General features: G+C 36.6%; 10 protein-coding genes. 8 read left to right on the top strand and 2 right to left on the bottom strand.

Features of this window, described 5'->3' with window-relative positions:
- Positions 1-72: 72 nt before the first annotated feature.
- The 4 genes from htpG to C1726_RS22675 all read left to right on the top strand — a co-directional run bounded on the left by htpG (position 73) and on the right by C1726_RS22675 (position 4,624).
- Positions 73-1,953 carry a molecular chaperone HtpG gene (htpG, locus tag C1726_RS22660; RefSeq protein ID WP_102275227.1) on the top strand — a complete coding sequence of 627 codons (1,881 nt, stop codon included), beginning with the start codon at positions 73-75 and terminating at the stop codon, positions 1,951-1,953.
- Between the two features lie 69 nt (positions 1,954-2,022).
- Positions 2,023-2,499: an SRPBCC family protein gene (locus tag C1726_RS22665; RefSeq protein WP_102275228.1), complete on the top strand. Its 477-nt coding sequence runs from the start codon at positions 2,023-2,025 to the stop codon at positions 2,497-2,499.
- 74 nt (positions 2,500-2,573) lie between these two features.
- Entirely contained in the window at positions 2,574-3,542 is a 969-nt protein-coding gene (locus tag C1726_RS22670; protein ID WP_102275229.1) for a bile acid:sodium symporter family protein, read from the top strand.
- A 26-nt stretch (positions 3,543-3,568) separates the two neighbouring features.
- Positions 3,569-4,624 carry a DmpA family aminopeptidase gene (locus tag C1726_RS22675; RefSeq protein WP_180968324.1) on the top strand — a complete coding sequence of 352 codons (1,056 nt, stop codon included), beginning with the start codon at positions 3,569-3,571 and terminating at the stop codon, positions 4,622-4,624.
- Between the two features lie 240 nt (positions 4,625-4,864).
- Here the strand turns inward: C1726_RS22675 and C1726_RS22680 are convergent, their stop codons facing one another.
- Entirely contained in the window at positions 4,865-6,772 is a 1,908-nt protein-coding gene (locus C1726_RS22680; RefSeq protein ID WP_102275231.1) for an endonuclease MutS2, read from the bottom strand.
- Positions 6,773-7,307: 535 nt separating this feature from the next.
- Here C1726_RS22680 and C1726_RS22685 point away from each other — a divergent pair.
- Both C1726_RS22685 and C1726_RS22690 read left to right on the top strand, forming a co-directional pair.
- Positions 7,308-7,880, top strand: coding sequence for a GNAT family N-acetyltransferase (locus C1726_RS22685; RefSeq protein ID WP_102275232.1), 573 nt, complete (start codon positions 7,308-7,310; stop codon positions 7,878-7,880).
- A gap of 22 nt (positions 7,881-7,902) precedes the next feature.
- Positions 7,903-8,361, top strand: coding sequence for an SRPBCC family protein (locus C1726_RS22690; protein WP_102275233.1), 459 nt, complete (start codon positions 7,903-7,905; stop codon positions 8,359-8,361).
- Between the two features lie 61 nt (positions 8,362-8,422).
- On the opposite strand, the gene C1726_RS22695 is transcribed toward C1726_RS22690, so the two are convergent.
- Positions 8,423-10,036 (bottom strand): acyl-CoA dehydrogenase family protein, encoded by a 1,614-nt coding sequence (locus tag C1726_RS22695; protein ID WP_102275234.1) that lies wholly within the window; start codon positions 10,034-10,036, stop codon positions 8,423-8,425.
- Positions 10,037-10,132: 96 nt separating this feature from the next.
- Between C1726_RS22695 and C1726_RS22700 the strand changes: the two genes are divergently transcribed.
- Together C1726_RS22700 and C1726_RS22705 are read left to right on the top strand one after the other, a co-directional pair.
- A complete protein-coding gene (locus C1726_RS22700; protein ID WP_102275235.1) occupies positions 10,133-10,516 on the top strand; it encodes a MerR family DNA-binding protein in 384 nt (127 codons plus the stop codon).
- A 14-nt stretch (positions 10,517-10,530) separates the two neighbouring features.
- Positions 10,531-12,015: a class I adenylate-forming enzyme family protein gene (locus C1726_RS22705; protein ID WP_102275236.1), complete on the top strand. Its 1,485-nt coding sequence runs from the start codon at positions 10,531-10,533 to the stop codon at positions 12,013-12,015.
- Positions 12,016-12,164: the final 149 nt, after the last annotated feature.

A 12,164-nucleotide genomic window follows, 5' to 3' on the forward strand; every position in this document is an offset into this window, starting at 1 on the left:
AAATGATAGGTTTTAGCACTCTGACTGATAGAGTGCTAATTATAATTAAAAAACCTGAAAGGAGCTCTGTACATGGAAAAAAAGCAATTTCAAGCTGAATCTAAAAGACTATTAGAGATGATGATTAACTCTATCTATTCCCAAAAAGAAGTATTTTTACGGGAATTGATTTCAAATGCAAGTGATGCAATTGATAAAATTTATTATAAGGCATTAACAGACGACCAGTTAACCTTTGAAAAGGATAGCTACTACATAAAGGTAGTTCCTGATAAAGAAACTCGAACTTTGAAAATTATTGATAGCGGGATTGGAATGACGAAAGAGGAGCTCGAAAACAATCTTGGTGTCATTGCGAAAAGTGGCTCTTTAGCTTTTAAAAATGAGAATGAAATTAAGGATGGTCACGATATTATTGGTCAATTTGGTGTTGGCTTTTATGCAGCATTCATGGTTGCGGATATCGTAACTGTCATCAGTAAAGCTCAAGGAAGCGATCAAGCCTACAAATGGGAATCTGAAGGAGCGGATGGCTATTCTATTGAACCCGTTAAAAAAGATTCTGTAGGAACAGAAATCATTTTAAAGATTAAAGAGAACACAGAGGATGATAATTATGATGAGTATTTAGAACAATATTCATTAAAATCGATCATCAAAAAATACTCTGATTTCATTCGCTACCCGATCAAGATGGATATGAGCAGCAGCCGTCCGAAAGAAGGCAGTGAGAATGAATTTGAAGAGTTTATGGAAGAACAAATAATCAACAGCATGGTGCCAATTTGGCGGAAAAATAAAAGCGAGTTGACAGATGAGGATTACGAGAAATTTTACATGGAAAAGCGTTATGGATTTGATAAGCCATTAAAGCATATTCATGTGAGTGTTGATGGAACGATTCGCTATAATGCCATTCTATTTATTCCAGAGAAAATTCCTTTCGACTACTATTCTAAGGAATTTGAAAAAGGATTAGAGCTTTATTCAAATGGCGTGTTAATTATGAATAAATGCGCAGATTTACTTCCTGATTATTTCAGTTTTGTTAAAGGAATGTTCGATTCTGAAGACTTGTCTCTCAACATTTCTAGGGAAATTTTGCAGCATGATCGCCAGTTAAAGCTAATAGCAAAAAATATTAGTAAGAAAATCAAAAGCGAGCTGCAAAGCCTTCTAAAAAATGATCGCGAAAAATATGATGAGTTTTATAAATCCTTTGGCCGCCAATTAAAATTTGGCGTATACAGCGATTTCGGCAGCAATAAAGAGATGCTGCAGGATTTATTAATGTTCTATTCATCAAAAGAAAAGAAAATGGTTACGCTTGATGAATATGTCTCAAGAATGCCAGAGAATCAAAAATATATTTACTACGCTTCTGGCGATTCAGTCGAAAGAATTGATAAGCTGCCTCAGACAGAGATTGTTGCTGAAAAAGGCTTTGAAATCTTATATTTTACTGAGGACATCGATGAATTTGCTATCAAAATGCTGATGAGTTATAAAGAGAAGGAATTTAAATCGGTCTCTAGCGGTGATTTAGGCATTGAAGCGGATGAAAATGATAAAAACAATGAGGAGCAGAAAGAGGAAAATAAAGAGCTCTTTAGTGCAATGAAAGACATTTTATCAGGAAAAATCAAAGATGTAAGAGCCTCAAAAAGGTTGAAGTCTCATCCTGTTTGCTTATCGGCTGATGGAGAAGTAACGATTGAAATGGAAAAAGTATTAAATATGATGCCTGACAATCAAAATGTTAAGGCAGATAAAGTATTAGAAATCAATGTAAATCATGATGTATTCAAGTCATTGAAAGAAGCTTTTGAACAAGATAAAGAAAAACTGAGCTTATATACAAATCTGCTTTATAATCAAGCACTTCTTATCGAAGGCTTGCCAATTCAAGATCCAGTTGAATTTACAAATGATATTTGTAAAGTAATGGTATAATATAAAAAAAGTCAGCCCTACTAATTGAATGAAGTAGGGCTGTTGTATTATAGTAGGGGGTATTTATAAATGCTTGCTGTTTTAGAACGTGTTGAAGGCGGTTATCGTGCCATATATGAACGTCATCTCAACCATGAAGTAGAACAAGTTTGGGCGATGCTGACTGAAAATGAAAAATTAGCAGCCTGGTTTACTGAGTTAAAGGTAGATGACTTGCGCAAAGGCGGATATATTAAGTTTGATATGGGTGATGGCACATTTGAAGAAATGGAAATTCTCGAATTAACAGAAGAAGCTGTTTTAGAATACACATGGGGTGAGGACATCGTCCGTTTCGAATTGTCAAAAGAATCTGAAGGCTGCAAGCTAGTCTTAAATGAAAAAATTAATAAACTCACCGATCATACTCCAAGAGATCTTGCTGGCTGGCATGTATGTTTAGATGTAATCGGGAAACTCCTCGATGGGAAAGCAGTCCATTCCAGAAAAGATGAATGGCAAAAATGGTATGAGGAATATGTAAAGTCAGTAGCTGTATTAAATTAACAGCTTAATTAACGATTTTTCCATATGACAGGAAAAATCGTTTTCTTCTAATAATTTGATGAGGAGAATAGATCTTGTTACAAAAATTAAACAAACAACTAGAAAAAATGATGCCGTTAATCACGCCAACTAGAGTTGTACTAGGTGTATTACTAGCTGGCTTTCTTAAAGACTATTCTTTTTTTATCCCATGGATTTTTGCATTCATGACATTTGCAGGCAGTCTTAGTTCCAATTTTTCCTCACTGAAACAAACTTTGAATCATCCATTTTCTTTGTTCTTAGTTCTATTTATTTTACATATATTAATGCCTGCCTGGGCTTGGGGAGTAGGGCATATTGTATTTAGCGGGGATTTATTTACGATTACCGGTTTAATTTTAGCAATGGCAATTCCTACTGGAATATCAAGCTTTATATGGGTATCAATTTACCGAGGAAATATTCCTTTTACTCTAGCAATCATTTTAATTGATACATTCCTATCTCCATTTATTGTGCCATTTACTTTATCCATCCTAGTCGGTGAAAAAGTAGAAATGGATGTATTCAGCATGATGAAAGGATTAATTGGCATGATTGTACTTCCATCACTTCTTGGGATGTTTTTGAATCAATGGTCAAAGGGGAAGGCAAAGGAAGTATGGAGCTCCCGTTTAGCCCCGTTTTCAAAGATTGGCATGGGCTTGGTTGTTATGTTAAATGGGGCAGTAGTTGCTCCGTATTTACAAGAAATAAATATTAAATTAGTCATTATTACTATAACTGTTTTTTGCATTGCATTTACCGGCTATTTATTTTCCTTTTTCATAGGGAAATGGTGTAAGTGTGATAAAGAGACAATCATTGCCCTAACCTTTACCGGTGGAATGAGGAATATAAGTGCAGGGGCAGTTATTGCTGTTTCCTACTTTCCTCCTCAGGTTGCAGTTCCAGTCGTAATTGGAATGCTTTTTCAGCAAGTATTAGCTTCAATTTATGGATTGATGATGAACCGTCATTTTAACCGAATAAATATGGTCAAAGAAAAGCAAGCGATGTAGGCAATTGAGATGAATGAAAGGAGGAAATACGTGTGAAAATAAAAAATCGTGGGATAACAATTGGAACCCTTTTACCGGGAAAAAAGAATTGCATTACGGATGTAAAAGGAGTAAAAGTTGGACATGTGACATTGGATTATTCTTTGGATGAAGGAGAATATGCATGCACTGGTGTGACGTCAATTTTGCCTCATGGAGGAAATCTTTTCAAAGAAAAGGTAACGGCAGCAAGCTATATATTAAATGGATTTGGAAAAACAACTGGTCTCGTTCAAGTAAACGAGTTAGGTGTGCTTGAATCACCTATTATGCTAACAAATACATTTGGAGTTCCTGCAGTCACGCAGGGGACTCTTGAGTATATGCTTCGGGAAAACCCTGAGATCGGAGATACTACAGGTACAATTAATATTGTTGTTGGCGAGTGCAACGATGGTCAGTTAAATTCAATTAGGGAATTTCCTGTAAAGCCGAACCATGCGATTGAAGCGATACAGACTGCAACAGCGGATATCTCTTTGGAGGGGGCAGTCGGTGCAGGGAAAGGCATGGTTTGTTTTGGGTATAAAGGGGGAATTGGTTCCTCGTCTAGAGTGGTTGAGGAGGACAAACAAAAATATACAATCGGCTGTATGGTGCTTAGTAATTTTGGCGGAAAGATCGAGTTTCCATTTGAAAAGTATCCTGGGATTAAAGATGTCAGGAAAGAGATCGATGAAACATCAGATGGATCCATCATTATGGTTCTAGCAACAGATGCCCCGTTAAGTGACAGACAGCTGTTACGTGTCGCCAAACGATGCGGCATTGGTTTAGGCAGAACAGGCAGTCATTTTAGCCATGGCAGCGGGGATATCGTTATTGCCTTTTCAACTGCTACAATAATTCCACACAATAGCGAAACCCTTCTTCAAACAACAACACATATTAGAGAGGATCATCCATTAATGAACCAGCTATTTGCCGGTGCTGCTGAAGCAACAGAGGAAGCGATTTTAAATTCGCTCTCGCAAGCTGTAACAACAAAAGGCAGAAACGGGTTAGTGGTAGAATCCATGTTTTCTTCATATTTAGGACAATAATAATATTATGTAAACAAAATAGGATGAAAAAGAAAATTAATGGAAGATGGGTTTCGTAATAAACTATAAGGACCTTGATTCTACAATAAAAGGAATAAGTGATTTCGAAAAAGTAAAAAGGAGACCGAAAGTTACATAAATAGGGAATAGAGGGTGCTAAAAATATGTTTAGTGACCAGTATTAACAGTAAAAGGAAATACTGGTCACTATATATACAGTGTGTAAAAGCGGAGTGCCTATTATTTATCGTTTTTTCGCTTCTTTATCTCAGCACTTACTTTTTTCAATGCTTTTTTGGAGCCTCTTTCAATATCTCGCTGGAATTTCCGCTCTTCATAACTGACAAATAATGAATGCATATCGTATCCATCAGGGTATAATTCGCTTGCTTTAATATCAAGCTCCAGTCTTTTTGCATTTACTTCTAGAAATGCTTCGTTATAAAGGACAGCTACATTATTAAACGAATCTTTCTTTTTGTATACGATCCCAAAATCATCAAATTCCTTTAGCTTTACTTTATCTCCAACTTCGAAATCATAATCGGCTGCCTCTTCAAAGGTTTCTTCCTTAGCTTTACGTATTTTACTATCTCTTACTCGTTCTAAATCGTATGTTTTATTGTCAATGTATTGCTGAGTCTTTTGTAAAATGTGTTCAGGTATATTCATTTTCCTCGCTATCCAAAGTGCATTGCTATCTCCAGACTTCCCAATTAAAAGCTTATACAATGGTTCTAATGTATCACTATTGAATTGCATAGCGGCATTCATGAAATCGCTGTGAATTTCTGAATATCGTTTAATCTCTCCGTAATGTGTGGTCGCAACGGTAATACAACCTTTTTTGTAAAATTCCTCAAGAATGGCGATAGCTAAAGAAGCACCTTCATTTGGTTCTGTTCCACTTCCAATTTCATCGAAGAGCAGCAGTGTATGATTATTTGATGCGTTCAAAATTTCTGAAAGGTTTTTCATATGTGATGAAAAAGTGCTGAGTGAATTTTCAATGCTTTGATTATCACCGATATCAACGTAAATATGTTCAAACACGGAAAGCTCTGTTCCTTGTTTACCAGCAATGTGAAACCCTGACATGACTGCTAGTGACAAGATCCCAATTGTTTTCAGAACGATCGTTTTTCCGCCTGCATTAGGACCAGTAATGATTAAACTGCGATATTCTTTTCCTATTTCAAAATCTAGAGGCACAATCATCCCTCGTAAAAGGGGATGCTTGCACTTTACCAATTTGATATATCCATGATTATTCAATTTTGGTTCTATGCCATCGATGCTTTTACTAAACTTTGCTTTTGCAAAGATCATATCGTATTGGCTTATTAGTTCAATATTAATCTTGATCGCTCTTAGTTGTTCAAGGATTATTCCTGAAAGAGTGGCTAAAATTTGATATTCCTCGATAGCTTCCTCGGCTTTAAGAACAGCTAATTCTGCATTTAACTTTGCAACGGCTGCCGGTTCGATAAACACTGTGGATCCTTTCGAAGACACTTCAACTATCGATCCAGCCACTTTGTTTTTATACGAAGCTTTAATTGGAATTGTAAAGCGGTCATCTTTTTTGCTAATAAAAAACTCTTGAATACATTCTTTGTTGGCACTGCTTCTTAAAAATTTATTTAAACGATCTTCAATTTTTTCTTCTGTCTTTGTTATATGATTGCGAATCCGTTTTAACTCTTTACTTGCTTCGGAATCCACTCTATTTCCTTTAATCGAGAAATTAATATCATCTTCAATCCCTCTGAACTCCGTCATGGAGTGTGCATAAGAGTATAATATGGGAGCGAAAAACTCTTTATCTGCCATAAATTTCTTAATATTTCTGCAGCCTCTTAAAAAATCTGAAGTTGCAATAAGTTCTGAAGGACTTAGCATCATGCCTTTTTCAAGCTTTTCGATGTGATTGCCGATATTTGTAATCCCCTTTAATGGAATATGGTTTTCAGCATTCAATAAATTCCGAGCCTCTGTTGTCTCATTTAAACGGTTTCTTACAACTTTAATGTTTGTACTTGGAAGAAGTTTATCAAGCAGCTCCTTACCAAGACTGCTAATACAATAAGTTTTCACGATTTCTTTAAGCTCGTGATATTGTAATTTTTCAAAAGTCATTGTGTTCATGTTTGCCTCCATTGTATTGTTTTTCGATAAAAAAATGCCCGCAAAAACGCTCCTACCTTTCCAAATAACGGTAAAAACATCCGTTTTTTGAATAGAAAGCTCCTGCGGGCATCTGCTTTGTTCGAAACAAAGCATAAATATCGTCAACAATAAGAGGAATGAAGAATAAAAGCATGACAGGACAAATCCCGCCATGCTTTTCGTCATAACATGCTTATATGTTACACGAATATATGGAAAAGGAAGCAGTCTTTAGGTAGGTATTCACAATGATACACATTGTGAAAAAAGGCATACTTAATAAACTGGGTAAACCAGCTATTAAAAACCTTATTCAACTAAGTTAGTTGATACCTACACCCGACATAAATCCCCACACCTTTTTTTAGAATAAATAAAATATAGCATTCATAAAATCATGAGTCAATAGGATAATTAAAAAGTATGCACATTTAAATTATATCGATCAAGCAGGAAATATTGATAAGTAAGTTGAATTTAAAAGGGAATTTATGATGCAGGAGCTGAAAGCAACATGAAAGAAATCTTAACAATAGACTGTGGAGATATTCTCCTTCGAGAATATCAATTAGAAGATGTAGATGCACTATATGAAGTGACTTCACAACCTGAAGTGTATGAATTTATCCCGAATAGCAATGCAACTAGGGAACAGCGGCTCATTTGGATGGAGAAGTACGAAATTCCTTCCAACAAGGAGTTTTTAGCTGCCATTCCTAATATTGAAGGACAAAATTATCTGAACTTAGGAATAATATTAAAAGAAACTGGTCAATTTATTGGCTTTTGCAATACAGGAATAAAGGATGAATTACTTGCTCCAAACAGGGAAATTGGATATGCGATTTCAAAGGATTATAGAAATAAAGGCTATTCAACAATGGCTGCGAGAGGGCTGATGAAATATTTGTTTGAACACACGAATCTTGAAGTTCTAAATGCGGTTGCTCTAATAGAAAATATAAGTTCAAATAAAGTCCTGCAAAAATGCGGTTTTCATTATATAACAGATGTTGTAATAGATAATCAAAAATATCATCATTACAAACTTACAAAAAATGAATGGTTAAAGCATAAAGAAAAATGAGGTATTAATGAGGAGGGTACACATGACTAACCCATCATTTGTTTATGTGACTTATATTGCAACAACACCAGAAAACCTTTGGCGTGCTCTAACAGAAGGAGAAATTACGGAGAAGTATTTCTTCGGCAGCAAGATTGAATCTAAATGGCAAGAGGGGTCTGAGGTGACCTATTCCAGAAATGGGGCAGTTTGTGACTATGGAACAATCCTTATATATGAGCCAGAGCACATGCTATCATTTACATGGACGCATGTAAATAATAAAGCCATCCGCGACGAGCCGACTATTGTGACGTTTAAATTAGTACAAATGGATAGTATTGTAAAACTAACCTTGAAGCATGAAAATCTAATTCGGTCTGATATGGTGGAGCAGGAAGATACGTTTGAAGGATTTAACAATGGATGGCCTGCAATATTAAGTAATTTAAAGAGTTTGCTTGAAATTGGCCATACCCTGCCGCCAATTTCAATTTCATAAATAATAAAGCCGTCCATTTTAAGTAATTGCTATTTAAGATGGACGGCTTCCTCATTCTCGTTTATTCAAGCTCCTTTAAAGCTATTTCCTGATATTCCCTGAAAATAGCAGTGCAAAATTCATCCCATTCTATGGCTGCGTCAATCGAATCGTCATTAACCTCACCTAGTACAGGTCTTTGTAATATTTCTTTCAGCTGTATGCTAAAATTCTTTTTCTTCTCCTCTGATGCACCATTTAAAATACTCGCAACAAATTCAGCAGGAGAATACCAATCCGATACTTTTTGAATATCACGGAAGATTTGAGTCAACAGAAGATTTCGAGGTCCTTCCCATTGTTCATTTACAACAACGTCTCTGAATATTCGCGGCAATGATGAAAATTCCTCCATTACCCCGTGCCCAGCAAAGACAGATATTGCCTCCCGCAAAACATCAGCACCTTCATTTGTTGTACATATTTTTTGAAGCAATATTAACTCTCTTAAATTGAATAATTGCTTTCGCAGCTCAAGCGGAACATCTGTTGAGATGCCAGGGTTTAATGGCTGTTCAAGTGATAAGAAAAGGTCATAGATTTTAAATGCTCCTGCTGTCGTCCGCTTGGCTGCATGTTCTATTTTTCTCAATTTGCTGGCAGAGAGAGGGAAGTCCTTCACTTTTTTGCCAAAAACAGTTCGGAAATCAGCATATAGATGTGCTTCACGTGATGCACGGAGCATGAATGCGGCACAAGCAATACCGATTTCTAGCCTTGATAAAGTAAGTACGATTCCAACCGCAACGGCAATTCCCTTATTTGCCGGAGCAATCGGATAGGCGAGTGCCCCATTGTATTGAATTTCCGCAGTCGGTAATTCAGCTGTTCCAAGCTTCCATTTAATTCGATTGATGTGATAGCCATTTCTAATTTCTTTCTCTTTGTTTCCAGGCAGCCAAGCAGGGACAATAAAAGTAGAGACTTTGTCAGATCCTTCAATTTTTGCTGTAACAACGGCATAATCAGCATGAGCAGCTGAACAGAAGAACTTATTCCCATATAGGCGATAACTCTTGCCATCATGGATAGCTTCAAGCATATTTGCTGGCAGATCGGATCCGCCTTGAATCTCTGACATAAATTGTGCCCCGATGGCAAATTCTCCATTTATCCCTTCTTTTGTATGCTGCAATATCTCTTGCAGCTCTTTTACTTCAGGATTTGGAAATTGGTCTAATAGTGCGACAAGTCCATGTGTACATGTTAATGGACATGTGACGCCAGCTTCTCCAAGCTGATGAATAATCAAACGCTTAGTGAAGCTTTCCCAAGGATTTATTTTACTGGAAAATAACCCTTCACCGAAAACGCCTTGTTCTAAAAGATGCGCTTCATAGGGACGGACAATTCTGTCAATCCGATGGTTATATGCATCATAATGAAGCATATAAGGACGAACCTCTGGACGGGCAACAGCCTCTGCTAATCGCTTCCATTTTGTAGAAACAATTGAAGAGAGGGAAAGTATATTTTCGTGGATTTGATCAAAATTCTTTCCAGTAAATTGTTTAACTGCCTTTTGTAAAAATGGGTCATCTTTGTACCAGTCTAAGTTTTCACGCTTTGATATAAATTCATCAAATGTATAAGGGTTCATGCCTGTCTGTTCAAGAACGTGTGAAATGGCTGTCATTATAATCACTCCTTTTTTATTTTGTTTGACAAATACTAATATTCAGAATTATTATAAAGCTAAGTATACGTTAACGTCAACTAAGGGGATGAATTCATGACACAAGAACACCTTTTTTCTATAAGTGAGTTAGCAGCCATGTTTGATATAAGTTCAAGAACGATTCGTTATTATGAGGAAGTTGGCTTGCTTTCTTCAGAAAATCGTGAAAGTTTAACGAAGCAAAGAACTTATACAAATCACGAGCGGCGCAGATTGAAACTGATTCTTCGTGGAAAAAAGCTTGGCTTTAGCTTGCAGGAGATAAAAGAAATGATTGATCTCTATGAGTCTAACCCTGAGGGGGAGGTGGAGAAAAAGAGAATCATTGAATTTGCTGATCGAAAGCTAGAAGAAATTGAAGAACAAATCGTGCAGCTGGAAATGCTGAAGGCAGACATATTGGCACATAAGGAAAAATATATAGATAAAAAAGGATGAAGGAGCTGGGAGGAATGGGTATAACGATTCATGGGGTTATAGAAAGAAATGCAAGAAAATATCCGGACAAGGAAGCATTTATTACATCCACCAACCGTTTAACATATGTTGAAATGAATCGAATCTGCAATCAGGTAGCTAGACTTCTCCAAGAAAAAGGAGTAAAGCAAGGAGAACGGATAGCCATTATGGCACGAAATAATGAAAACTTCTTTTTTGCCTATTTTTCTCTCATGAAAATTGGTGCGATTCCAATGCCAATTAATATTCGTTTGACTCCCTCGGAACTAGTTGTGATTCTGCAAAACTCAAAGGCTGCAGGTGTATTCTATGAAACAGAAGTCAAAGGTACTGTTGCTGCAATTTCTGATCTATATGGATTAACCCACCAAATTTCTATTCAAGAAGCAGTTGAATCTGCCACGATCTACTGTGGTGATAATTTAAATGTATTCATTCAGTCTACTGATATTAGTGAAATATTATTTACTTCTGGAACCACAGGAATTCCAAAGGGCGTCGTTTTCGATCATGATCGTATGATCGCCTTAGCAGCAACTGTTGTCATTGAATTTGGACTTTCTAATGAAGACAAAATGCTGACACTGATGCCATTGACACACTCTGCACCGATTAATACATTTTTCCTCAGCGGACTTTATTGCGGTGCTTCCCACGTGATTGGTGAATTTACCCCGAAGAAATTCCTGCAATGGATACATGAAGAAAAGCCAACTTTTTCATTTGCTGCTCCTGTGGCCTATTTATTATCTTCAAAGGATCCAGAACTCGATACATATGATCTATCAAGCATACGTGCATTTGCGTATGGAGGCGGACCATTAGCACTCGCTTCTTATGAAAGGGTTAAATCTGCCTTTAAGAACGAAAACTTTTATCAAGTTTATGGATTAACTGAGGCGGGGCCAAATGGAATCCTATTGCGTCCATATGAGCATTTAAAAAAGGCGGGAAGCATCGGAAAGAATCCAACTGTTACGATGGAAATTCGGGTTGTTCGTTCAGATGGCTCTGATACGGCACCGAATGAATTTGGAGAAGTGCTGCTTACGGGTGATAGTATCATGCTCGAATATGATCATAACCCTGAAGAAACTGCAGCAGCGATAAGGGACGGCTGGATCTATACAGGAGATATTGCTTATCGGGATGAAGATGGGTATATCTATATTGTTGATCGTAAAAAGGATGTGATCATCTCGGGTGGAATTAATATTTATCCAAGAGAAATTGAAGAAGTGCTAGCAAAGCATCCAAAAGTACTAGAGTCCTGTGTGATTGGACTGCCAAATGAGGAATGGGGGGAAACTGTAAAAGCCGTGATTGTAGCAAAAGAGATCGTGACAGATGAAGAATTACGTGAATTTGTTTCTCCCTACTTAGCAGATTATAAGAGACCTCGTCAATATGCTTTTGTGAAAGAACTTCCGCGAAATGCTAGTGGAAAAATCTTAAAGCAGCAAGTGAAATCAATGTGAAAAGTTTGAAAAGCTAATCCAAAATGATCGTAACAATCATCATTGGGTTAGCTTTTTCTATTTATCTGACATGATAATAGGAAAGAAAAGCAATAGCGTATAATTTAGAGGGTTCTTGTAAAGCATGAAAATAGGTACTCATTTATATA

This window comes from Cytobacillus massiliigabonensis, from assembly GCF_900199725.1.
Taxonomy (GTDB): Bacteria; Bacillota; Bacilli; order Bacillales; family Cytobacillaceae; genus Cytobacillus; species Cytobacillus massiliigabonensis.

Bases quoted from the DNA above. Each gene is read 5' to 3' on its own strand.
- htpG (WP_102275227.1), top strand. From the start codon at position 73: ATGGAAAAAAAGCAATTTCAAGCTGAATCTAAAAGACTATTAGAGATG.
- C1726_RS22665 (WP_102275228.1), top strand. From the start codon at position 2,023: ATGCTTGCTGTTTTAGAACGTGTTGAAGGCGGTTATCGTGCCATATAT.
- C1726_RS22680 (WP_102275231.1), bottom strand. From the start codon at position 6,772: ATGAACACAATGACTTTTGAAAAATTACAATATCACGAGCTTAAAGAA.
- C1726_RS22685 (WP_102275232.1), top strand. From the start codon at position 7,308: ATGAAAGAAATCTTAACAATAGACTGTGGAGATATTCTCCTTCGAGAA.
- C1726_RS22690 (WP_102275233.1), top strand. From the start codon at position 7,903: ATGACTAACCCATCATTTGTTTATGTGACTTATATTGCAACAACACCA.
- C1726_RS22695 (WP_102275234.1), bottom strand. From the start codon at position 10,036: ATGACAGCCATTTCACACGTTCTTGAACAGACAGGCATGAACCCTTAT.
- C1726_RS22700 (WP_102275235.1), top strand. From the start codon at position 10,133: ATGACACAAGAACACCTTTTTTCTATAAGTGAGTTAGCAGCCATGTTT.
- C1726_RS22705 (WP_102275236.1), top strand. From the start codon at position 10,531: ATGGGTATAACGATTCATGGGGTTATAGAAAGAAATGCAAGAAAATAT.